The following is a 22138-nucleotide window of genomic DNA, read 5'->3' as shown; positions in this document are numbered from 1 at the left end:
GGTCACAGTGCAGCGCTGGCGTGGCTTGGAGGACATCCCCGAGGACTGGGGGCGCAGCGTCGTCACCATCGGTTCCTACGACGGGGTCCACCGCGGGCACCAGCTGATCATCCGGCATGCGGTGGACCGGGCGCGCGAGCTGGGCGTGCCCTCCGTCGTCGTCACCTTCGACCCGCACCCCAGCGAGGTCGTCCGCCCCGGCAGCCACCCGCCGCTGCTGGCCCCGCACCACCGCCGCGCCGAGCTGATGGCGGACCTGGGCGTGGACGCGCTCCTGATCCTCCCCTTCACCACGGAGTTCTCGAAGCTCTCGCCCGCCGACTTCGTCGTCAAGGTCCTGGTCGACAAGCTGCACGCCAAGGCGGTCGTCGAGGGCCCGAACTTCCGCTTCGGCCACAAGGCCGCGGGCAACGTCGAGTTCCTCTCCGAACAGGGCAAGACGTACGACTTCGAGGTCGAGGTCGTCGACCTGTACGTGCGCGGTGAGGCCGGCGGCGGCGAGCCCTTCTCCTCCACCCTCACCCGGCGCCTGGTCGCCGAGGGCGACGTCGAGGGCGCCGCGGAGATCCTCGGCCGCCCGCACCGTGTGGAGGGTGTGGTGGTGCGTGGGGCACAGCGGGGACGGGAGCTGGGCTTCCCGACCGCGAACGTCGAGACCCTCCCGCACACCGCCATCCCGGCCGACGGCGTCTACGCCGGCTGGCTGCACGCGGCGGGCGAGGCGATGCCGGCCGCGATCTCCGTCGGCACCAACCCGCAGTTCGACGGCACCGAGCGCACGGTGGAGGCGTACGCCATCGACCGCGTCGGGCTCGACCTGTACGGCCTGCACGTCGCCGTCGACTTCCTCGCCTACGTCCGCGGCCAGGCGAAGTTCGACTCGCTTGAGGCCCTGCTGGAGCAGATGGCCGAGGACGTGAAGCGGTGCAAGGAGCTGATCGCGGCCGCCGAATAGGCGTTTCGGGTCTCGCTTTTCCGTTACGACTTTTCCGTTACGACGACGAAGGGCGGCCGGTGCTTCAACGCACCGGCCGCCCTTCGCTGTTGACGGCTACTGCTGTGTCCAGCCGGGAGGTACGGCACCCGGCGGCTGCTGTGCCTGGTCCTGCGGCGGTGCCGGGGGCGGCTGCTGCCAGCCCTGGCCCGGCGCGGGCTGCTGCGGCGGCTGGCCCCAGCCCTGGCCCGGCTGCGGGGCGCCGCCGGGCTGGGCGTACGGCTGCTGGGGCTGCTGCGGCGGGGCCGGGTAACCCGGCTGCGGCTGCTGCTGGTACTGCATGTTCGGGTTGCCGAAGCCCTGCTGGGTACGGGCGATGTCCTCGGCGATGAGCGCCGCGAGGTCGAAGTAGGCCTCGCGGGTCTTGGGCCGCATCATGTCGAGGTCCACCTCGGCGCCCGCCGCGAGATGCTCGTCGAAGGGGATCACGACGACACCGCGGCAACGGGTCTCGAAGTGCGCGACGATGTCCTCCACCTTGATCATCTTGCCCGTCTCTCGGACACCGGAGATCACGGTGACCGAGCGCTGGACGAGGTCGGCGAAGCCGTTCGCCGACAGCCAGTCGAGCGTGGTCGAGGCGCTGCTCGCGCCGTCCACCGACGGGGTGGAGATGATGATCAACTGGTCGGCCAGGTCGAGCACTCCGCGCATCGCGCTGTAGAGCAGACCGGTGCCCGAGTCCGTGAGGATGATCGGGTACTGGCGGCCCAGCACGTCGAGCGCGCTGCGGTAGTCCTGGTCGTTGAAGGTGGTGGAGACCGCCGGGTCCACGTCGTTGGCGATGATCTCCAGGCCCGAGGGGGCCTGCGAGGTGAAGCGGCGGATGTCCATGTAGCTGTTGAGCTGCGGGATCGCCTGGACCAGGTCACGGATGGTGGCACCGGTCTCGCGCCGCACGCGTCGGCCGAGGGTGCCGGCGTCCGGGTTGGCGTCGATCGCCAGGATCTTGTCCTGCCGCTCGGTGGCGAGCGTGGCGCCCAGCGACATGGTCGTGGTCGTCTTGCCGACGCCGCCCTTGAGGCTGATGACGGCGATGCGGTAGCAGGACATGACCGGCGTGCGGATCAGCCCGAGCTTCCGCTCCCGCTCGGCCTGCTCCTTCTTGGCGCCGAGCTTGAAGCGGGACGGGCCCTGGTTGTTCTTGCGGGCCTTGGGCTGGTTGCGCAGCAGGCGGTCGGAGGACAGCTCGACGGCGGCGTTGTAGCCGAGGGGCGTACCGGGGGCGGCTTGCTGCTGCTGGGGGGCACCGGGGCCGGACTGGGGGCCGGGGGGTGCGGTCCAGCCCTGGCCGCCCTGGCCCGCCTGGCCGGCCTGGTTGCCGTACGGGGCGGGCTGCCCAGGCTGCTGCTGGTCGGGCTGGGGGTAGCCGTAGCCGGGCTGCTGCTGGGGCGGGTAGCCGTAACCGGGCTGCTGCTCGGGCTGACCGGGGTAGCCGCAACCGGCGGGCGGCTGACCGGGGTTGGGCTGCTGCGGCTGCGCGGGCGGCTGCGGCGGCTGGCCGGGGGCCTGCTGCGGGTAGCCGTAACCGGCGGCCTGGGGCTGCGGGGGCTGCGGCGGCTGGGGCTGTCCCGGCTGGCCGGCCAAGCGGGGGTCGGCGGGGGCGGGGTGGCCGGGCTGCGGTTGAGCCGGGCCGAAGGTGCCCTGGGGCGGGGTCTGTTGGCCGGGCTGGGGCGGGGCGGGGGGCTGCTGCGGGTAGCCGTAGCCGGCGGGCGGTTGGCCCGGGGTGGGGTGCGGCTGACCGGCGGCGGGGGGTTGCGGCTGGCCCGGGGCGCCCGGCTGGGGTGCCTGCTGGGGGTAGCCGTAGCCGGCGGGGGGTTGGCCCGGGGCGGCGTGCGGCTGGCCGGTGGCGGGCTGGGCTGCGGCGGCCGCGGCCTGCTGGTCCGGGTGACCCGGCTGCTGGGGGGCGCCCTGGCCGGGGGGAACGGGCGTGCCGTAACCGGGAGTCGGGGGCTGGCCCGCGGCGGCGGCCGGCTGCTGCGGTGCGCCCTCGCCGGGGTTCGCGGGGGCGAAGCCCTGCGGCAGCGGGGGAAGGCCGGGGGTGGCCTGGGGCGGTGCGGGGGTCTGCGCGGCCGCGGGCTGGGCCGGGGTCGCGTCAGGCGTTGCCGTTGCCGTCGCCGGTGCGGCTTCGGGGTCGCTCTGCGCGGGCGCGTCCGCGTCTGACTGGCCGTGCGGGGCGGGTTCGTCGGCATCGGAACCGGCGGAGTCGGCCGACTCCGCCTCGGCGGTGCCGTCCGCCTCTGGCTCGTCCTCGTCCGCACCGCCGAACAGCCGGGCCGCCTCGGCGTCGGCCGCGGCGAAGTTCAGCTCGGACTCCGGCTGGGCGGGGGAGGGGTGCTCGGGGGCGTCGGCGGCGGGGGCGCCGGCTGCCGGGGTGGGGGTTGCGGGGGTGCCCGCGGCGGGGGTGGCGGATGCCGGGATGCCTGCCGCCGGAGTGGACGTCGCCGGGACGCCAGCGGCAGCGGAGGCGGACGCAGAGACGCCGCCCGCAGGGGTGGCGGTCGAGGGGGCGCCGGTTGACGGGACTCCGGCGGGCGGAGTGGCCGTGGCGGACGCGCCGCCCTGGGTGTCCTCGTCGACCGGCCGCAGCACGGGGAAGCCGGGCGCGGCGGCGGGCGCGGCAGCCGGGGGCTGTTGAGGTGCGGCGGGCGACTGCGCGGGCGCGGCGGGCGGCTGGGCGGCCGTCGGCTGCTGAGCCGCGGCGGGCGCCGGCTGCTGGGGCGCGCCGAACCCGCCGGACGTGTCCTGAACCGGCTGCGCGGGCGCGGTGAAGCCACCCGAGGTGTCCTGACCGGGCTGCGGAGGAGCCCCGAATCCACCCGAGGTGTCCTGGCCCGGCTGCGGGGGCGTCCCGAATCCACCGGGCTGGCCCGGCTGCTGCGGTGCGCCGAATCCGCCGGACGTGTCCTGACCCGGCTGCTGCGCTGCACCAAGGCCACTCGTGTCCTGGCCTGGCTGCGGCGCTCCAAATCCACCGGACGTGTCCTGTCCCGACGGCGGCGCGCCGGCTCCGGGTTGCTGCGGGTAGCCGTAACCGCTGCCCGGTGCGGCCCCCGGCGCGCCCGGGCCGGGCTGCTGCTGGGGATAGCCGTAACCACTGCCCTGCGCAGCCCCCGGCGCTCCCGGCCCGGGCTGCTGCTGCGGGAAGCCGTAACCACTCGGGCCCTGGCCCGCGCCCTGGCCCTGTGCCGGTGCGGGTGGCGTGGGCTGCTGTGGGGCGGGCGGGGGAGTGGTGCGCGCGGGACCCTGGGGAGTTGTGCCCGGGGGTCCCATGGGCGAGCCGATGGGCGGGCCCGTCGGGGGTGGTGGGGACGTGCGGCCGGGGTCCTGTTGTCCGCCGCCCGAGGAGCCACCCTGCGTGCTTTGGGCGTACCAGGCGGGCGGTTCGTAGACGATCTCGAACTCGCCGGTGAGATCCACCTCGTGATCGTCCCCGTCCGAGGCAGCGCTGCCGCCGTTGTACTCGGACCGATCCCTGTTCACTGCTTGCCTCCTGGTCAGCCACTGCTGCTGAGCTGGTCGTCGTCGCGGCCGGGCGGACCGAGTGGCGAGTCCCACGCGACTGCGATCGTCACCGCACCACCAGAAGCCTAATCACTCACATGGCGGGACGGAAAAGCCCCCGGGGCCACCGAGGACGAAGCCTCGCGGGCACCGGGCCGAAAGCCCCGGCCCCGGACGCCCAACCCCTCGTACGAGCAAAGCGGTTGCTCCGAGGGGCCGGTCCGTCCGCGTGGACGACGACCCGTCGCCGTCCGTTCAGTCCATCCGGCGGGCCACACCGAGCAGCCCCGTCTCCGCGTCCGTGGGCTCCGTCATGACGAACTTCTGGTGCTTGCGGGTGCACCACATGGCGACGGCGTCGTGCAGGGTCGGCAGATGCTGCAGGTGTTCGCCCGCGATGCCCAGAGTGTCCCGTACGACCTCGGTCTCCTGCGGCGAGATCCGCTGGATGCCGACCAGATGGGCCTGCGACAGCCAGCGCGGCGCGTGCTCGCTGACGTACGGCAGGACGGTGATGACCGCCTGCCACGGTACGGACGTCACACGGCCGCGCGGGGGACGGATGCCGCAGTCGCGGATCAGGACCACCGGGCTCGACACCGACGGACCCTGCGCGGGCACGCGGCCCACCGGGTACACCGTCACGCACTGCTGGCCGCCGCCCGCCGCCTGCGCCAACTGCTGCCAGGCCTGCGGGCGTCCGGTCTCCACGCCGACGCGGGCGCCGGTCGCGGCGGCGCGCAGCGCGAGCACCTGGGCGAGCCAGAGACCGCCAACCAGTACCACGTCGAAGTGAGTTGGGCGGGACAGGCCGAGCACGGCCGGCCGGCCCTCCGCGTCGTTGCCGATGAGCACACCGTCGTCGCCGATCGGCATGCTGATCGCGGCGAGCTCGTCGGCGGTGACGACGTGCCGGTTGCGGCGCGGGCCGCGCAGCCCGAACCCCGGGCTGAAGATGCGGCGTTGCTGCTGATGCGGCTCCGGCTGCCGGATGATCGGGATCATGCCGGTGTCGGTGGGCGAGGCCACGTGCGCGGGCGTGCGTCCGGGGGTACGGCCCTGCTGCCCCGGGGGCATCGGAGGAGCGGGATGCGACATCAGTACGTACCTCCGAGCGGCAGAGTGGCGAGGGCGCCGGGGACCTGTTCGCGGTCGAGCCGGACGAGGCCGACCTTCGCGGCACCCGCGGCCCGCTCCAACTCCCTTCCCACCTGGCCGAGTTCACTGTCACCGCGGGCGGTGACCCGGATGTGCCCGGTGAGCGAGACACCACGGTTGCCGGCCTTGCTCAGGGTCATGCTGAACGTCGTCGCGAGCACCGGCAGCGAGGTCAACCGCGTGACCAGCTCGGGCAGTTGGACCCCGCCGCTGCCCAACTGCGGCCAGCGGGACACCCAGTAGGTGGTGTGCCAGCGGTCGTCGACCCGCCAGGTCTTCACCGCTTCGACGGTACGGCGCTGGGTGCGCCCGTCCTGCGCGGAGTGCTGCTGGCTGGCGCGCGGGTTGAGGCAGCTGGACGTGGCCAGCGCCTGCACCAGCTCGGTCTCGTCCAGGATCGTCGCCTTGAACCCGGCGCCGGCCAGGCGGCTGGTCAGCTGGTCCGCCACCCGCAGCAGCGCCTTCTGCGCGCCGGGGACCCCGTCACCGCGCGCCTGCACCGCCTCCGGGCACAGCTCCGGGTCGAGCTTGAGGGCGACCCAGGTCAGCCGCAGCGCGGGCGAGCCCACCTGCGCCTGCAGGGGGCCGTACGAGCGCGCGGCGAGCGACTGCTGGGGCAGGTGCGGGGCGGGCGCGGGCTGGGTGTGCTGGACGACCTGCGCGGAGGCGAGGCGGATGCCGTCGACCTCCAGGGCGTCCTGGACCAGCCGCAGCGGCAGTTGGCGTCCGGCGGCCGCGGGGCGCAGCGGCTCGTCGGCGGGCTGCACGAAGAGGACGGCGGTCAGGAAGGTCCCGTCGCCGATCATGCCGATCGAGCGGTTGTCCCGGGAGACGAAGCCGTACGTCCGCAGGGCCGGGTCGCACTCCACGACCGGGGCGAGCATCGCGTCCGTACCGGGCGGCACGGGCAGCTTGGCGTCGCGGCGGCGCTGCCTGAGGGCGCGGGTGGTCTCGTACCACTCGGGCAGCGGGCGACGGCCGCGGCGCAGGACCGCGAGGAGCAGGAGCAGCGCGGCGACGCCGCCGGCCGGGGCCAGCAGCCAGGAGGTGTCGGCGGCCCAGGCGGCCAGCATGACCGCGGCCGCGAGCTCCACGAGGATGAGCTGCTGCAGCCGTACCGGCCCCAGCCCGCCGGGGCGGGGGAGCGTGCGCGGCGACGCGGCGGTGGACGCGGCCGGAGCGGCGGGCGTACGTCTGCCGCCGCCCGGACCTCCCTGTTGCTGCGGTGCGCGGCGTCCGCGCCGAGTGCTCGTAGCGCTGGTCATCCCCCGGGACATCCCTTTCGCGAAGTAGTGGCCGTTCGCCGGGCCTACGTCGTCGGTGCTCGCTGGTACTCGCACGTGCTCGCTGGTGCTCGTCCCATGCGAGTGGCTCACGGTACCCGCTGCGAATCGTGCGGCGACACAGGGGACATCGAAACCCCAGGTGGCCAGCCTTTCACGGACCGGTGCCGTGTGAAGGCGCGCTGTGGAGAAGCTCTGTGAAGATGCGGGGGCGGCCGTACACCTGGTGGACCGGCCTCCCGTGGCGCAGGGCATAGTAGGGGCCTGCGGGGCCGGAGGGGCCCGCCGTGCAGGACAAAACGGGAGAAACGGGGACCATGGCCAAGCGTCAGGACGAGCTCGCCGCCTACAACTTCGCTCGCAAGCGCACCGTCGCGGCCTTCCTCGCGCCGTCGCCGGGCGGTTCGGAGGAGGGCGCGCCGCGGCCCATGCGCACGGTGACGCCCAGCCTGGCGCTCGGCGTGGTCCTGGTCGTGGGCTTCATCGCCTGGGGCGTGATCAAGCCGACGGCGCCCGCGGGCTGGGACAAGCCCGGCGAGTACATCATCGTCGACAGCGACTCCACGACGCGTTACGTCGTCCTGGAGGACAAGACAGCGAGCGGCAAGAAGGTCCCGACGCTGCACCCCGTCCTCAACTACGCCTCCGCGAAACTGCTGTTGGACAAGGGCAAGGGCAGCGTCCTGGAGGTCTCCGGCAAGGAGATCGACAAGAGCGGCATCGCGCACGGCGCGACCCTCGGCATCCCGTACGCGCCCGACCGGCTGCCCTCCGCGGACGACGCGCAGAAGACCAAGACCTGGGCGGTGTGCGAGCGCCCCGCCGAGGGCTCGGACGACGCCATCTCCCGCGCGGTCTTCGTCCTCGACGCCGACGACGCCAGGACGCTGGCCGGCCCGGGCAAGGTGGACTCCCGCAAGGCCCTGTACGTCGTCGACAAGAAGACCGGGCGGGAGTACCTGGTCGACGGCAAGGGCAACGCCTTCCTGCTGGGCGGCACCACACCGCTCGACGACGCGGCCATGCAGCAGCTGAAGTCCGCCGTCATCGGCGGCCGGGCCGAGCCGCAGCCGGTGAGCCAGGAGTGGCTGAAGACCCTCAACTACGACGGGGTCATCACCTTCCCGACGGTCCCGGACGCCGGCACGGAGACCTCGGTCCAGGGACTGCCCGCCGCGGCCGGCAAGGTCGGCCAGGTGGTCAAGTCCCAGGACGCGCAGGGCGAGGGCTACTTCGTCGTACTCAAGGACAAGGTCGCCGCGATCACCCCGTTCGTCGCCGCCCTCCTCATGGCGTCGCCGGACGCGGTCGGCACCTCCGCGGTCGAGGTCCCGTCCCAGACCATCTCGGCGGCGAACGGCGGTGGGGCGGAGTCCTTCTACGGCGACAAGGGCTGGCCCCAACTCGTACCGCAGCAGGCGAACCCCGCGGCCGCGACGGGCACGGGCGAGGCCCGTACCACCTCCTGCAGCGTGTACGGCGGCACGATCGGCGCGGACAACAAGCCGGAGCTCGCCGCGTGGGCGGGCACGGCGTTCCCGAAGCGGGCCGTCTCCAACTCGCTGAGCGCGTACGTCTCTTCGGGCTCGGGCCTGCTCTTCCGCGAGGTCTCCGGCACGGCGAGCGGCGGCGGGGCGACGTATCTGCTGACCGACACGGGCCTGCGGTACGCGCTGCCGGCGAACAACGACAGCGAGGCGAAGAGCAGCGGCACCGACTCGTCCTCCTCTTCGGGCTCCTCTTCGGGGGACGCGAGCGAGACGGACAAGGCGCGTACGCGGTTGGGCTACGAGGACGTCTCCAACCCCGCGGTGGTGCCGCAGACATGGGCGACATTCATCCCGAAGGGCCCGACTCTGGACACCGGCAGCGCCTCGCAGGAACAGAGCCAGTGAGCCGATGACCCACTCAACGGGCGGGTCAGCAGGGGCACTTGAGGGTAAGACGGCATGTGGGTCACAAGTCGATCGCTCAAGTGTGTGAGCCGTGTAACTGATTGGTCCTGTCTGTAGATGAGTGACAGGCTGACGATAGAGTGTTTGCAGCGCTCAACGGTGCGAAGCCTTCCGGGCACCAGGCAGGTTTCCTGGATCGACAACACGACATGAACGACGACATGGGGGAAGGTTCAACATGGCCGGCCAGTTCCGGGTAACAGAGGACGAACTCACCAAGCTCTCCAATGACATCAACACGGTCAACGGACAGCTCCAGGGCGAGATCCGCCGTCTCAACGGAGTGATCGAGCAGATCGCGGGTGGCTGGAAGGGCCAGGCGGCCACGTCGTACCACCAGCTGCAGGAGCGCTGGAACGCGGACGCGAAGAAGATGAGCGACATCCTCAACGACATCAAGGAAGCCGTGGACTCCACGCGGAGCAACTACTCCGCGTCGGAAGAGCAGCAGAACTCCGAGATCAGCAAGATCATGTCGGACTTCGGCTGACGGATCGGCTGACGGAGCCGGATCACCCGGCTCACTCGGCTCGCCCAGCTCACCACGGACTTCCCAACCCGATCTCTTCCTGAAAGGGAATGACGATGTCGATCCTCGTCAATTACGCGACCATCACCAACGCCTCCACGGACGTGCGCAGCACCGCCGGCCGTATCAAGCAGCAGCTCGAGGACCTCGAGGCCTCGGTCAAGCGCGTCGCCGCCACCTGGGAGGGTGAGGCGCAGGAGGGTTACCAGCGCAAGCAGCGCGAGTGGGACCAGACCGCGCAGGACCTGCACTCGACCCTGCTGAAGATCTCGACCGCCCTGCAGAACGCGGCCGACAACTACCAGTCCACCGAGAAAAGCAACGCCGCGACCTGGGGCTGAGCCCGTCGGCGACCCGAGGGACCTGAGGGACCTGAGATGAAGAGAATCGGCCCAGCGGACGCCAACGCGACCGCTGGGCCGACCTCTGCGTCGGGGTCGTACACAGCAATTTCCGCAAATCTTCACATTCGCTATCGATACGTCCGTCATCGGTACGTCTGTGATCGGTACATCCGTCATCGGTATATCCGTCATCGGTACGTCGAGGAAGCCCTGGGGGCCTGGACATGAGGGGCCTGAACGTGAAGGGCCGCAGCGCCCGTTCGCGTAGCCGCACCGGCAAGAGCACTGGAACCCGCCCACTGCAGCGGGTTTTCGGCGTGCTGGCGGCGGCCGGGATCAGTGTGGTGACGGCACTGCCGGCCCAGCCCGCACTGGCGGACACGAGCACTCCCGCGTCGGCGTCGCCCAACTCCGGCAAGGGTGCGGAATTCGGGGAGTTCGGTCTCGCCGCGAGCACGGAGTGCGTCTTCGGCGGCGATGTCATCAAGTCGACACCGTGGTCACTCCAGCGCATCCTGCTGGACCAGCTCTGGGCCCAGGCGACGGGCAAGGGCGTCACGGTGGCGGTGATCGACACGGGCGTCGACTCGTCCAACCCGCAGCTGAGCGCGGCGATGGCGGCGGGCAGCAAGTCGTACGTCGGCGGTACCGGCACCCAGGACCTGGAGGGCCACGGCACCCGGGTTGCGGGCATCATCGCGGCCCGCCCGATCAAGGGCACGGGCTTCGAGGGCATCGCACCGGACGCCAAGATCATCTCGTACCGCTACACGGGCGGCGAGGAGAAGCAGGGCAACTCGGGGACGATGTCCCAGGCGATCCGGGCGGCGGTGGCGGCCGGGGCTCGCATCATCAACATCTCCTCGGACACGGCGAACAAGAAGCCGGATCCGACATTGGAGAGCGCTGTGTCCGATGCCGTGAACGCGGGCGCCCTGATCGTGGCGGCGGCCGGCAACGACGGGGCGGACGGCAAGTCCGCGGACACGTACCCGGCGTCGTATCCAGGCGTGCTGGCGGTGGCGGCGTCGGACCGCAACGACGAGCGGGCGTACTTCTCCCAGTCCGGCGACTTCGTGGACGTGGCGGCACCGGGCGTGGACATGGTGTCCACGGTCCCGAAGGGCGGCCAGTGCACGGCGGACGGCACGAGCTTCGCGGCGCCGTACGTGGCGGGGGTGGCTGCCCTCCTGAAGGAGAAGCACCCGACGTGGAAGGCGTCCCAGATCGCCACGCGCATCGAGGAAACAGCCCAACGCACGGGCCGCGGCCCCAACCGCTTCATCGGCTGGGGCGTCGTCGACCCGGTGGCGGCCTTGTCGGACGACTCGACCCCCGCCTCGTCCCCGACCCCGGACCCGCTGGTGAAGGCCGGGTCTGGCGGGGCTGTCCCCATGGCTGTGACGATGGGTGAGAGCGAGGCAGAACGGCAACGCCGAACGGCCATCTACGTCCTGGGAACCGGGTTGGCCCTGGTGCTGGTGGTTGCGGGGAGCGGGGTGGCTGTGCGGGACTGGCGTGGGCGACGGGTCGGCCGGGCCGGACAGGCTGGGCGAGTCGGACGGTCGGGATGACTGGGCAGGTGGGGCACCGGGCAGGTGCCGAGAACTTGATTAACAGGGGAGAGGACAACGGGGTATGAGCAACGGAATGCGGGTTGATCTGAGCGCGCTGGATGAGGTCATCCGGAAGCTCAACGGCCTTCTCTCGGACATGGACAAGGCCAACACGAAGGCCAAGTACGAGACGGACATCCCGAGTGCGGCGTTCGGCAGCGCGAAGTTCTTGGAGTCCAACGAACTTCACGACGCTCACCAGAAGCAGAAGACCAGGATCGAGAACATCATCAAGGCCCTGCATGGGCTGATCGACGACTTCGGTTCAAGTACCTCGAAGGTCAGGGACAAGTACAGCAACCAGGAGCAGGCGAACTCGCAGGGTGTGAGCACTACTTCCAAGGGTTCGATCAACTAGCGGTCGGCGACCGGTCACTGACGGAGGGGACGTTCAAAAATGTACGGCTACGGCTACACGCCGACTGCAGAGCAGATCGAGGCTCAGCAGCAGGCAGAAAAGCAGCGGATCAAGGACAAGCACGACGAGAAGCTGGAGTCGCTCCCCGACGGTGGTATGGGTGGGCCAGATCGCAGCAAGCTCGACACGCCCTTCATGAAGATGGGTATCCCTGAGTTGCGATCCATGATCCTCGACGCGGATCCCAACCGCATCTACGAGGTTAGCCAGCACTGGAAGTCAGTCCACAACATCCTGTCCGGTGGTGACGGTGACGGGAAGACCGGCGGTGTGGACTCGGTCTCCGCGAAGGACAGTGTCGCGGGCATGATGCAGAGTGCTGTGGAGAATGTCCTCGAACATTGGGAGGGCGACGCGGCCGAGGCCTTCCGTAAGAAGGCCAACGAGATCATGGGGAACATTCGGACCGGAGCCGCGTGGGCCAACCACTACGGCGAAATCATGCACGCAGTTCAGAATGACCTGCGTAACTCAATGGCCAAGATGCGGGACGTCAACGAGCCCTCCGGTTGGGACAGGGCTTGGGACAAGCTCACGGACGACAACCGCAGTGATGAGCAACTGCTGGCGGACATCAACAAGGGGGTGAGTACCGATGCCGCCCGACAGGCGAATGCGGACTCGTTGTCGAAGGGCAAGGAAGAGCAGCTGAAGGGGGTGGCAATCATGGAGCAACTTGGGGTCAATTACAAGGTCTACGCGAAGCCGCCCGGCGGAATTGACGATCAGAAGGACGTCTTCTCGCCTCCGAATCCGCAAACACCTATGCCCACACCCATTTCCATGCCGTCTTCTGGAAGCTCAAGTCCGGGGAGCGGAAGCTACACCGCCAAGCCATGGAGCGCAGGGCCTACGACAAACATTAAGCCAACGCCCACGGTGCCCCGGGACCCGGGCATCACAGGAGGATCCCAGCTCCCGACGACCAAGACGAGCCTCCCAACAACCGGGACGAACGTGGACAGCATTTCTCCCTTGCCTGGGAGCGGTGCCGGTACGGGCGTCGGTGGAGCTGGCACAGGTGTTGGCGGTGGATTCGGTACTGGTGGAGCGCAGAGCCCAGGCATCGGAGCTGCTGGCGGAACTGCTGGTCTTGCCGGCGGTGCTGCTGGCGGCATCGGAGCTATGGGCGGGCGCGGCGGGCTTTCCGGCGGAGCGGCGGCAGGCCGTGGTGCCGGAGGCCGAGCCGGTATGGGCGGCATGGGCGGTGGACTCGGTGCAGCTGGCCGCGGCGGCGCCAGCGCTGGTGGTCGTGGAGCCCTAGCGAGGGCCCGTGGTGGCGTGGTTGGCGCGGCCAAGGGAGTCGGCAAGGGCACCGGTGGCGGTGCGGGCTTGCACGGCAGCCGAGGTGGAACGCAGGCAGGTGCAGCTGGCGCGGGTGGCAAGGGCCGACGCTCAGAGAAGGAGAAGAACCAGGGCGATCGTCCCGACTACCTGGTCGAGGACGAAGAGACCTGGATCTCGGAGGAAGACCGCAACCGGAACGTGCCGCGAACCATCGAGTAGACGTACAAGTGGGCCGGACGGAAAGGTGTTGTCTGCCCACATATAGGGTTGGTGTGGCCAGCCATAGCTGAGTGAGGAGCAAGGAATTGGGTTTCAAGCAAGTCTTGTCCACGACAGGAGTCGTGGCTTTGACGGGAGCCGTGCTCCTCACCTCGGCGCCAATTGCGTCAGCGGACCAAGTCCGAGACGCCCAGTGGCCTCTGACGGCTTACGACGCCGAGAAGGTCTGGAAGACCTCTCAAGGTGCAGGGGTTACTGTCGCTGTAGTCGACTCAGGCGTGGACGCCAGTCTTCCAGACCTGACTGGACAGGTTCTGCCGGGTAAGGACTTCACCGGTCAGGGCAATCCTCATCAGGATGACAACGGGCACGGCACGGGCATGGCCAGTCTTATTGCTGGCCATGGACATGGAGCGGATGGTTCGGCTGGTGTAAAAGGCCTTGCCCCAAAGGTAAAGATCCTTCCAGTGCGTGTGAGTTCAGGGAAGAGCGATAAGTACATCGACAATTGGGGTGCTGGAGTTCGCTATGCAGTGGACCAGGGTGCGTCGGTAATTAACCTATCGTTCAATGACTCTTCCGCCTATCCTGGTTCAAAGGACGCCGAGGCGATCGCTTATGCGCAAGAAAAGGGCGCTGTAGTTGTTTCGGGCACAGGCAACGATGCCGGGACAGTGAATTACCCGGCTGCTCTACCGGGAGTTGTGGCTGTGTCTGCTGTGGACCAGGATCTTAACTTCTGGTCTAAATCAAACACTGGGAACGTAACCGTCGCAGCACCCGGCGTGCGAACCCCACAGGCGGATCCGACTAGTAGCAGTGGTTACGTCGTGGCCGATGGAACCTCTGGCTCCACGGCCTACATCTCAGCCATCGTCGCCCTCCTCCGATCCAAGTACCCCGACCTGACTGCAGGCCAGATCATCAATCGCCTGATCAAGTCGGCGTCCTTCGTCAACTACAAAGACAAGAAGGCCCCGGACAAGGAACTCGGCTACGGCATCGCCCGCCCAGGCACTGCCCTGACGATGGACATCCCCAAGGGCCCCAAGGAGGGCCCCCTCGCCCAGGCGTCTCCGTCAACGTCCACGAATTCGGGTTCGTCCTCCGATAACGACAGCACCAGCGCTGCCAAGAAGAAGAGCGACTCCTCCTCCGGCGGCATCCTCCTCATCGCAGGCATCGCAGCCGCCGTGATCGTCATCGGCATCGTCTTCGCAGTGATCCGCAGCCGCCGCAAGGGCGGTGGCAACGGCGGCCCCGGTGGCGGAACCCCCTCCCACAGCGCCGGCTACCCGCCCCAGCCCCCCACGGGCTACCAGCAGTACCCCAGCACACCCCCTAACCAGGGCCACCCGACACATCCGGCCCAGCCCCCGCAGAGCCCCAACCCCTACGCCCAACAGCCCCCGCACCAAGGGCAGTAGGTCCAGGCCGCTTGCCTTGAGGGAACCCAGAAGACGGATCAAGACCGCAGCGGCAACTCAAGCGATAGCCGGACTGGCTTATGGCAGTCGTGTGTCGGCTCAAGCCTCATTTTTCCAATAACGTTGGCATACAAGATTTGCATCCCGAAGGAATGGTCATGGCCAACGAACCAGAGAAGCAGGTTGGCGACTCCGAGTTTATGGACATCGCTAAAGATCCTGCAGAGGCGCGTGCAATGCGCAAAGCCCTCCAGCAGATTGCCGGTGGTGGTGCGGGCGAAGCGTTGAAAGAGATGGCGAAGGAGGTTCTCTCCGGCCGTGTCGGTCTACGGCAGGCGACACAGACCTCCGGTTACACCGATGCTCTCGCCGAAAAGGTTCAGCCCTTTCGGGAGCAATGGGATGCAATGTCTGAGACTGAGCGCCAGAGCCGTGCTGCCGAAGGGCAGCGAGCCCTGGATGAATACCGACGCGAAATCGAGGAAGAGCGCCTCACGGCCCAGCGTCAGAACCTGCAGTCTGGCGGCACTCACAGCGGGAAAAATTGGTCGTTGTATTAGGCGCGAGCGGCATGGGGTAATCGGGACTGGGCGGTTCCTCAACTGCATACACGCTAGCGGCAATCTTTCACAGGACCCGAGGGGGATGGGGAGACCGTGAGTTTTTCTGTAGAGGCTGCGGATCTGGACGGCTATGCAAAGCTGGTGTCCCGCGCGAGCGGAGATATCGAGGCCGGCAGTGAGTTTATGCAGAGAAATGCCACTGTCGAAGATTCTATTGGAGAACTCTGGCAGACCGTCATTGTGCCTCACAGACAGCATTTGGCCGACGCGAAGAATTGTCTCAATGGATTTAAGCGCATCCTCGATGCTTCTTCGCGCGAGCTTTCCAAGTCTGCCAAATACTATCGCCATACAGACGAAGATGAGGCGCGAAAGCTTGATGCCGCGTATCCGGAGAGTAAGGCGGGTCGAAAAGGGGATCCTAGTGAGACCAGGGATGCTTCGGCTAATTTTACAGATAAGGAGGACGCAACCTCGTACTTGAAACCCCCTGGTGGTGGAGACGGATATGTGGCTGACTGGGTGGGCGAGTTCTCGGTACATCCTCTAGAGAAGGCTGCTGGAACGGCTCTGGATTTTGCTAGCCCCTCCGCCACCGTCCTCGAATTCATCAAGTTGATGACTGGATGGGATCCACTGGGAACCTTCGTCAATTGGATGTCGGGAGATTGGGAGTCATTCCTGAACTGTGCGGATGTCTGGGGAGGCTTGGCTGAACTTTGTGGGGGAATTTCCCGGAACGTTAAAGCGGGAAACATTGAACTGGACGCGACTTGGCAAGGTAATGCCGCAGATGCCGCCTACGCCTATTTTGAAGAACTCGACAGCAAGCTCCTTATCCTTCGGGGGGTCTTTAATTCCCTGAAGGATAATTATTTGAGCATTTCCCGTGCGGTTTACTCCTTTGCAGAGTTCTATAAAGGCGTATTGGTGGAGGTTCTTGATCTGGGACTCAAGGCTATGTTGAACTTCATTGCCGGCAGCGCTGCGGAAGGTACGGTTGTGGGTACCCCTGCAGCTGCAGCTTTCTTCGCCATGGCCGCGCTGCAAATCGTCAGAGTGATGGAGCGGTGGGGGGAAGCGATGGACGCGTTTGGTACGGCCATGGAGATTACTAATGCTGCGGCAGGTGTTATGAATGGAATCCTTGCAGAGACTTGCAATAGCGTCAACGGGTTTCCGATGCCTGGTTCAGCTTACGACAACCGGGTTGCTTAGCGGCGTGGAGCTCATGTCGGGCTGATGGCAGCTCGGCAGTTGTAGCGGACTGGAGGAATTCACATGGCTATGCCGGAACTCCCGGATATGGGAGATCCGATTCCGCGAGAGGGGCCAACGCGAGGAAAATACACCCTCTACAGGAATGCGCTGATCTTCTTTGGGGTGGTTTCTCCGTGGGCCTTTGTCTATGTCTCGATAAGGTACCCGGGGCTTCTCTGGCTGTCCTTGCTGAATCTGATCGGTATGTACTCAGGGTTCTACGTCACCATTCATGCCTGGCGACGCAACCAGACTCGTCGTATGTATGTTGCGCTGCTCAGTTCGCTAGCTTGTTTGATCTTGTGCGCATCGCTTTTCAGTCTTCTGAACTGAATTCTGGAGCATCGGTGTCCGCTTCACGTGAATGTGGGCGATAAGTCCCGGAAGTCAACAATAGTTACGGATCAATCCGAAAGCGGAGAGGAACCCTGTTCGATGGGCGCTATCGTCCTTCTTGTCGGTGTTGTCGGCCTCGGCGCTGTGATCGCTGCTGTCACCGTTTTTGTCGTAACCCGTAGTCGCCGTAACACGGGGAACGGCGGCTTTGGCGGCGGTCATTATCCGCACAACACCGGCTACTCACCCCAGCAAGCGATGCCTCCCACCCAACCGCCGTACCCCGCGCCGGCCCCCAACCAGGGATACGGCTACCCGACTCCTCCGCAGTCACCTCAGCACCCCAATCCCTACGCCCAACAGCCCCCGACCCAAGGCCAGTAGGAAGCAGCGCTGCCGCTTGCAGATTCCGAGAAGCGTGAGAAGCCAGAACTGGCAATTGCGTGGAACGAGTCGTAAGAGGGCAGTTGAAAGGCGCCGACGGGCGTGATCTTGATGGTAACCTGGATCAATTACTACTAACGCGCCTGTGTGCAGGTGGAGTTGAAGAGAGGGTCTTGCGGTGACTGATCTCGAAGTGGACCCCGAGATCCTCAAGAAGGGCGCTTCGAACATCCTGGAGTGCCTTACGCCCGTCCAGAAGGTGGATATGGAGCCTGTGGCCAAGCAGGGCTCCTCGACAGGGGACGATTCGGCGGCTGCGGCGCTAGTGACGTTCTGCGCGACGTGGCAGTCAGGTGCCGACTTCCTAGCCGATTGCGCGGTGACCCTGGCGGAGGGGTTGAACTCCGCCAGCAATAACTACGCGGCAACGGATGAGGCCATCCGTGGTGCGGTGAATTCGGTTAAGTCGGACTTGAGTTAGGGACGGGGAATTCGTACTCATGGCATCTGCGCTCGGGGAGACAACTGACCCGAAGGACCTCATCCCGGGAGATGTCGAGAAGCTTGGCGATCTCGCCACCGCTCTGATCAAGTGGTCGGACAAGTTCGACGGGATCGGTGACGGCCTCGGCGCTGTGCGCATACCAGGCTGGATGGGCAAGGCGAGTGATGCCTTTTGGCCCACCTTGTCCAAGGAGAAGACGAACTGGTATGTCGCCTCCGACGCGATGTCGGGAGCGGCCAAGGCGGTCACCTCGTACTCCTCCATACTGAGTTGGGCGCAGCAGCAGGCCGCGACAGCGATTGAGCTGTGGGAGGGCGGGCAGCACGATTCGGCGGAATCGATGCTGAAGAGTGCGCGGCAGCAGCTTCAGCACGGGGTCGAGGCGCTGGCCAAGAAGCTTGGCGATCTTGCGGGTGGTGCCTCCGACAGCCCGCGCTGGCTCGTCGATGCCAGGAGCTATGTGGACGCCAAGCAGTGGACCGACGAGCATGGGGTCGGTAAGACGAACCAGACTTGGTGGAACTGGGAGAAGCAGAAGCAGCTGGGTGCCGACGACAGTCGTTGGAACCAGTCCAAGGAGTGGGGCAAGGACGCCGACGGTAACTGGTACATCCGTAACAAGCCCGAACAGGACGAAACGGGGGAGGCGGGTGCCTCGGGCCGCAAGGTCGAGACAAAGGTCAAGCTCGCTGAGTGGACGGGCAGTGCCAGCGTCGCATCGGCAGGCATCTCCGGTGAGACTACGGCGGGTGGCGCCACGCTGAAGGGCGCGGCAGGGGTTCAGGCGCTCGGCGTGGACGGATCAGCCGCTGCCAGTTTCGGAAACGGGCGCCTGCAGGCTGGTGTTTCGGGAACTGCCTACCTGGCGCAGGCGTCTGCGAACGGAAGCGTGCAGTACGGCATCGCTGGAGCTCAGGCTGAGGGAAAGGCCTTTGCGGGGGCTGATGCCAATGCGAACCTCTCCGCCGGCAAGGATGGCCTGCACGCGGGAGCAGAGGCGTTCGCCGGTGCCAAGGCCACGGGGTCGGTTTCCGCGGATGTCGCCGGCGTCGGTGCGGGTGTCAGCGGAGAGGCGTGGGCCGGAGCGGGGGCTTCCGCCAGCGCCGATCTCGGGATGAAGGACGGCAAGTTCACTATCGGCGGCGAGGCCGGCATCGGGTTGGGACTTGGCGCCAAGGTGGGGTTCGATGTCACCGTTGATCCCGGCAAGCTGGTCGACTCGGTCGGCGACGCGGCCGACGCGGTCGGCGACACCTGGGACAACACGGTCGGCGGTTGGTTCTAGCCCGAGCCGACGCTCGTTTGCACATTGAGGAAATGGATTCACCATGGCCACCACATTGCCGATCAAGATCTCGTTCTCGCTGCCGGACGGCTGGCAGGCGGCGCCGCCGGACGAGGTCGGGGCGCCGGGGGCCGCCTTCGTCGCGCTCCACCCCGCCTCAGTCGACGGGTTCATGGCGAACATCACCATTTCCGGCCGGATGCGTAGTGACAGCGCGTCGCTGTGGCAGATCGCCGATGAGTCGGTACGACGGCTGCAGCAGGCAGGATCCGTAGAGGTCCTCAAGAAGACCGAAGCGGGCACCCCAGATGCCCCCGGCCTGACGGACGCCCCTGGCGTGGTGCAGAACCTCCGGCTTTCCACCACGCTGAAGGGTGAACCCCTGGAACTCCTCCAGAGCCAGGTCTACCTCGGCATGGAGGACGTCAAGGACCCGGGCAAGCGCGTCGTGATCGAAGTCGTCCTCACTGCCAAGTCGACTCAACTCCAAGCGCTGATCGAGGACTTCAAGGCCTTCCTCCGAACGGTGCACCCGGCCGACGATGCGACCGCATGAGAGGGACTTGGACGCTCAGGCAGCAGTCCATGCCTGTGCCGGAATCCTCTCAAGGACATCGCACAGGTAATTCAATTTCTCATCGGCGGCCTGCGCTGACATGGTGCCGGTGAACCAGGTGATCGCCACGTTGTCACGCAAGGCAATCCGAGATGCTTTCGCTCGCGGGTCCGCCAGTAGAAGGGACACGAGCTCGCCGCACAGGACGGCTCGCGCAAACGCTTCATCCTTGGTGGCTATCCGGAATTCACTGTCGAATTCTGGCATACCCAGTTGTACTTTGGTTCGCCAATCCGTCACGGAATCCAGCATGTCCGGGTGATAGATTTCTGTGGAGGGCGCCGAACCGGGAGTCGTGAGAATGAAGACTGATTCAATGATGGGGCGCTTGCGCTCGCCGGATTCGCTTGACAAGGGGTTGTTGTAGCGGAATTCGAAGAACTTGAAGGAGTGGCCGCGGATCTCTCCCGTTGTGTAGTGCCAGGCGCGAAGGTTCTGGCAAACGCCGGGAAAGGGGCCGACGCCGGCATATTGATCGATCTGCCCGCGCACGCAAAGGGCATAGGTCCATCCGCGTTCCGGGGCGATTCGGGCAAGCTGTGCGTAATCATCGTTTATCTGCTGAGCCTTCATGCGGCCGCGTCTGGCCACCACGAAGACGAGGGTGAACATGCCCGCGATGAAAGCGAACAGCAACACCTTGATGAGGATCCCTACCAGTTGCTCCATACCGCAAGAGTATCGTGAGCGACCGGCCCGGACCTATTTCGAGGGTGATGTGGTGATGCTGTGCAGGCCCTGTCGCGACGGGTGGCGGTTGTCACTTCAGCTTATGTCTGCGATGGCCGTGCCATGTATGCTTCGGCCGTTCCTTTGACTCGATCGCACGAAACGGAATCCCTCATGCTCAGTGCACGCGTGCCCAAAGTTTTTTGGATTTCTTCTGCCGTGACCGTCTGCGCGTTCCTTGCTGGCTGCTCTGCCTCGGTCAGTGCCGGGAAATCCGAGTCAAAGCTTTCCGGGCAGAAGCTAGCCGTCACCGTGGCTGAAAAGCTCGCTGCGACTACCGGGCAGTCGAAGCCGGACATCACCTGCCCCCAGGACCTTGCCGGGAAGGTCGGTAACACCACGCGGTGCACGCTCACTGCGAACGACGGTAGTACCTTGGGCGTAACGGTGACTGTTTCCTCCGTCGACGGAAACAGGATCAACTTCGACATTAAGGCCGATGCTACGGCATCCCCAGCTGCAAGCTGACGATCGCAAGTATCAAAGGATGATGCCATGGGACTCTTCGACAGGTTGATCAATCCTGCTCGGCCTCAACAGTCCTGACGTCCCATACATCATCCGCGATGGTCGCGAGGAAGATGCGGGCGCCGACCTGCTGGCCGAGTGGCGGTGGCGTGTCCTGGAACCGGCCTGGCGGACCTACTTCCTCCGCGCGCAGGTGAGCCGGACGTTCAAAGTTCATATGCGCCTCGTCCCTGAGAAGAACGAGGTTCGTGCTCTTGATCGGCAATTCGAAGTCGACTGGGTCGGTGAAACTCCCCGACTTGCTCTGTCTTCCGCGGCCCAGCGTGGTCAGGTGAGGACCGTCTCGAAGCGCTGGTCGCTTGGCGGCGAAGAGGACAGTGGCCGTGAGGAGACGTTCACCTTCGACAGCGACGACTTGAAGAGACTTCTGCAGAACGCCGTCCTCAAGTCGGGCTGGACTTGGCGCGGAGTTGTCACCGGCAAGCTGTGACGGCTTTCGTAGCTGGCCGAGCCGGGAGAGGGCCCGGCTGAAACAGCCACGTGTAACGGCACCGTGCTCCTGCTCGCTGTGCCATTCGTGGCTCGTCTGGGCGGCTGGGACTGGCTTCTTCGTGCTGACCTTCCTTCGTAGTCCATCTGGGTTACGGATCGCGACTCCCGTTGCGCGAGAAGGTGCTGCGCACATGCTCCTTGGAGTACCCGCACCCGCAGGCGGCGTCATGGTCGTACCGGGGAGCAATGACACGCTCTGTGTGTAGCCGATGGCTGACTGCCTCTGACACCCGACCGAGCGACGTAGCGGCAACGATCTCGCACCAGAAGCCCGGCCACGAGTTCCGTTCCTCGTCAGCGGCTGCCAGCCCCACACGTCGGCGCAGACGCGGACCGGTGCGAGGCCACGACCTCCTCCTCGGCGGCCAAGTTGCCCAGAATCATGGGTGGTTGGGGCGGCTCGGGGTCGACGTCCCAGGTCCGATACGCAAGGCCGGCCTGCCACCGAGGACGCAGGATGTCGGGTCATTCGGTGCGCTGTGAGGCGTTGGCGGTCAGCTCCGTTGCGGAGGAGTTCTGCAGTGCTGCCGCGGCGAATCGCACGGCAGTGAACCAGCTCCAGAACGAGAAAGGTGTCTTCTGCAATGGGCGCCATCGTTCTTGTCATTGGAGTAGTCGGCTTCGGGTTCGTGGCCGTCACTGTCATTACCGTCGTGCTGTTGGCCCCCAGCCGACGGAGTGCACTCAACAGCCGTACCCCCCGTCA

Annotated in this window: 21 protein-coding genes; 16 read left to right on the top strand and 5 right to left on the bottom strand. The window is 66.7% G+C overall.

Annotated elements, in window-relative coordinates; all coding sequences use genetic code 11:
* The first annotated feature begins 7 nt into the window (after nt 1-7).
* Entirely contained in the window at nt 8-955 is a 948-nt protein-coding gene (locus ABZ848_RS45560; protein WP_360841790.1) for a bifunctional riboflavin kinase/FAD synthetase, read from the top strand.
* Between the two features lie 96 nt (nt 956-1051).
* Here ABZ848_RS45560 and ABZ848_RS45555 read toward each other — a convergent pair whose 3' ends face one another.
* The 3 genes from ABZ848_RS45555 to eccE form a co-directional block, all read right to left on the bottom strand.
* On the bottom strand, nt 1052-4477 hold the full coding sequence (locus ABZ848_RS45555) for an SCO5717 family growth-regulating ATPase (protein ID WP_360841787.1): 3426 nt from the start codon (nt 4475-4477) through the stop codon (nt 1052-1054).
* 276 nt (nt 4478-4753) lie between these two features.
* A complete protein-coding gene (locus ABZ848_RS45550) occupies nt 4754-5596 on the bottom strand; it encodes a hypothetical protein (RefSeq protein ID WP_360841785.1) in 843 nt (280 codons plus the stop codon).
* Entirely contained in the window at nt 5596-6921 is a 1326-nt protein-coding gene (gene eccE, locus ABZ848_RS45545; protein WP_360841782.1) for a type VII secretion protein EccE, read from the bottom strand. Before eccE ends, ABZ848_RS45550 begins: the two co-directional genes overlap by 1 nt.
* A 335-nt stretch (nt 6922-7256) precedes the next feature.
* On the opposite strand from eccE, the gene eccB reads away from it, so the two are divergent.
* The 10 genes from eccB (at nt 7257) to ABZ848_RS45495 (ending at nt 16890) form a co-directional block, all read left to right on the top strand.
* Nucleotides 7257-8834 carry a type VII secretion protein EccB gene (gene eccB / locus ABZ848_RS45540; RefSeq protein WP_360841779.1) on the top strand — a complete coding sequence of 526 codons (1578 nt, stop codon included), beginning with the start codon at nt 7257-7259 and terminating at the stop codon, nt 8832-8834.
* Between the two features lie 238 nt (nt 8835-9072).
* Nucleotides 9073-9384, top strand: a complete 312-nt coding sequence (locus tag ABZ848_RS45535) for a WXG100 family type VII secretion target (RefSeq protein WP_242775847.1) — start codon at nt 9073-9075, stop codon at nt 9382-9384.
* Between the two features lie 89 nt (nt 9385-9473).
* Nucleotides 9474-9764, top strand: coding sequence for a WXG100 family type VII secretion target (locus ABZ848_RS45530; RefSeq protein WP_360841775.1), 291 nt, complete (start codon nt 9474-9476; stop codon nt 9762-9764).
* Between the two features lie 227 nt (nt 9765-9991).
* Entirely contained in the window at nt 9992-11341 is a 1350-nt protein-coding gene (gene mycP / locus ABZ848_RS45525) for a type VII secretion-associated serine protease mycosin (RefSeq protein WP_360841772.1), read from the top strand.
* A gap of 64 nt (nt 11342-11405) precedes the next feature.
* Nucleotides 11406-11741, top strand: coding sequence for a hypothetical protein (locus ABZ848_RS45520; protein WP_360841769.1), 336 nt, complete (start codon nt 11406-11408; stop codon nt 11739-11741).
* Between the two features lie 39 nt (nt 11742-11780).
* Nucleotides 11781-13307 carry a hypothetical protein gene (locus tag ABZ848_RS45515; protein WP_360841766.1) on the top strand — a complete coding sequence of 509 codons (1527 nt, stop codon included), beginning with the start codon at nt 11781-11783 and terminating at the stop codon, nt 13305-13307.
* Between the two features lie 71 nt (nt 13308-13378).
* Complete coding sequence (locus tag ABZ848_RS45510; protein WP_360841764.1) at nt 13379-14734, top strand: S8 family serine peptidase; 1356 nt, start codon at nt 13379-13381, stop codon at nt 14732-14734.
* Between the two features lie 158 nt (nt 14735-14892).
* Entirely contained in the window at nt 14893-15294 is a 402-nt protein-coding gene (locus ABZ848_RS45505; RefSeq protein WP_360841761.1) for a hypothetical protein, read from the top strand.
* A gap of 96 nt (nt 15295-15390) precedes the next feature.
* Entirely contained in the window at nt 15391-16515 is a 1125-nt protein-coding gene (locus ABZ848_RS45500; RefSeq protein WP_360841758.1) for a hypothetical protein, read from the top strand.
* Between the two features lie 63 nt (nt 16516-16578).
* Nucleotides 16579-16890 carry a hypothetical protein gene (locus ABZ848_RS45495; RefSeq protein ID WP_360841755.1) on the top strand — a complete coding sequence of 104 codons (312 nt, stop codon included), beginning with the start codon at nt 16579-16581 and terminating at the stop codon, nt 16888-16890.
* Between the two features lie 54 nt (nt 16891-16944).
* Here the strand turns inward: ABZ848_RS45495 and ABZ848_RS45490 are convergent, their stop codons facing one another.
* Complete coding sequence (locus ABZ848_RS45490) at nt 16945-17115, bottom strand: hypothetical protein (protein ID WP_360841752.1); 171 nt, start codon at nt 17113-17115, stop codon at nt 16945-16947.
* A 340-nt stretch (nt 17116-17455) separates the two neighbouring features.
* On the opposite strand from ABZ848_RS45490, the gene ABZ848_RS45485 reads away from it, so the two are divergent.
* Genes ABZ848_RS45485 through ABZ848_RS45475 form a run of 3 tightly spaced genes read left to right on the top strand, consistent with a single transcriptional unit; the run spans nt 17456 to nt 19623 of the window.
* Entirely contained in the window at nt 17456-17758 is a 303-nt protein-coding gene (locus ABZ848_RS45485) for a hypothetical protein (RefSeq protein ID WP_360841749.1), read from the top strand.
* 19 nt (nt 17759-17777) lie between these two features.
* Nucleotides 17778-19067, top strand: a complete 1290-nt coding sequence (locus ABZ848_RS45480; RefSeq protein WP_360841747.1) for a putative T7SS-secreted protein — start codon at nt 17778-17780, stop codon at nt 19065-19067.
* Nucleotides 19068-19110: 43 nt separating this feature from the next.
* Nucleotides 19111-19623: a hypothetical protein gene (locus tag ABZ848_RS45475; RefSeq protein WP_360841744.1), complete on the top strand. Its 513-nt coding sequence runs from the start codon at nt 19111-19113 to the stop codon at nt 19621-19623.
* A gap of 15 nt (nt 19624-19638) precedes the next feature.
* Here the strand turns inward: ABZ848_RS45475 and ABZ848_RS45470 are convergent, their stop codons facing one another.
* Nucleotides 19639-20352, bottom strand: coding sequence for a hypothetical protein (locus ABZ848_RS45470; protein ID WP_360841742.1), 714 nt, complete (start codon nt 20350-20352; stop codon nt 19639-19641).
* 174 nt (nt 20353-20526) lie between these two features.
* Here ABZ848_RS45470 and ABZ848_RS45465 point away from each other — a divergent pair, with 174 nt between their 5' ends.
* Nucleotides 20527-20880, top strand: a complete 354-nt coding sequence (locus tag ABZ848_RS45465) for a DUF4333 domain-containing protein (RefSeq protein ID WP_360841809.1) — start codon at nt 20527-20529, stop codon at nt 20878-20880.
* A 331-nt stretch (nt 20881-21211) separates the two neighbouring features.
* Entirely contained in the window at nt 21212-21370 is a 159-nt protein-coding gene (locus tag ABZ848_RS45460) for a hypothetical protein (protein WP_360841739.1), read from the top strand.
* Nucleotides 21371-22138: the final 768 nt, after the last annotated feature.

The organism is Streptomyces sp. NPDC047081, assembly GCF_040643775.1.
Classification (GTDB): Bacteria; Actinomycetota; Actinomycetes; order Streptomycetales; family Streptomycetaceae; genus Streptomyces.
Note: the sequence above shows the minus strand (reverse complement) of the source record. Positions and strands in the feature narration are given on the sequence as shown.

Coding starts and splice junctions, on each gene's coding strand:
- ABZ848_RS45550 (WP_360841785.1), bottom strand. CDS start 5,596: ATGTCGCATCCCGCTCCTCCGATGCCCCCGGGGCAGCAGGGCCGTACC.
- eccE (WP_360841782.1), bottom strand. CDS start 6,921: ATGACCAGCGCTACGAGCACTCGGCGCGGACGCCGCGCACCGCAGCAA.
- eccB (WP_360841779.1), top strand. CDS start 7,257: ATGGCCAAGCGTCAGGACGAGCTCGCCGCCTACAACTTCGCTCGCAAG.
- ABZ848_RS45535 (WP_242775847.1), top strand. CDS start 9,073: ATGGCCGGCCAGTTCCGGGTAACAGAGGACGAACTCACCAAGCTCTCC.
- ABZ848_RS45530 (WP_360841775.1), top strand. CDS start 9,474: ATGACGATGTCGATCCTCGTCAATTACGCGACCATCACCAACGCCTCC.
- mycP (WP_360841772.1), top strand. CDS start 9,992: ATGAGGGGCCTGAACGTGAAGGGCCGCAGCGCCCGTTCGCGTAGCCGC.
- ABZ848_RS45520 (WP_360841769.1), top strand. CDS start 11,406: ATGAGCAACGGAATGCGGGTTGATCTGAGCGCGCTGGATGAGGTCATC.
- ABZ848_RS45515 (WP_360841766.1), top strand. CDS start 11,781: ATGTACGGCTACGGCTACACGCCGACTGCAGAGCAGATCGAGGCTCAG.
- ABZ848_RS45505 (WP_360841761.1), top strand. CDS start 14,893: ATGGCCAACGAACCAGAGAAGCAGGTTGGCGACTCCGAGTTTATGGAC.
- ABZ848_RS45495 (WP_360841755.1), top strand. CDS start 16,579: ATGGCTATGCCGGAACTCCCGGATATGGGAGATCCGATTCCGCGAGAG.
- ABZ848_RS45490 (WP_360841752.1), bottom strand. CDS start 17,115: ATGACCGCCGCCAAAGCCGCCGTTCCCCGTGTTACGGCGACTACGGGT.
- ABZ848_RS45480 (WP_360841747.1), top strand. CDS start 17,778: ATGGCATCTGCGCTCGGGGAGACAACTGACCCGAAGGACCTCATCCCG.
- ABZ848_RS45475 (WP_360841744.1), top strand. CDS start 19,111: ATGGCCACCACATTGCCGATCAAGATCTCGTTCTCGCTGCCGGACGGC.
- ABZ848_RS45470 (WP_360841742.1), bottom strand. CDS start 20,352: ATGGAGCAACTGGTAGGGATCCTCATCAAGGTGTTGCTGTTCGCTTTC.
- ABZ848_RS45465 (WP_360841809.1), top strand. CDS start 20,527: ATGCTCAGTGCACGCGTGCCCAAAGTTTTTTGGATTTCTTCTGCCGTG.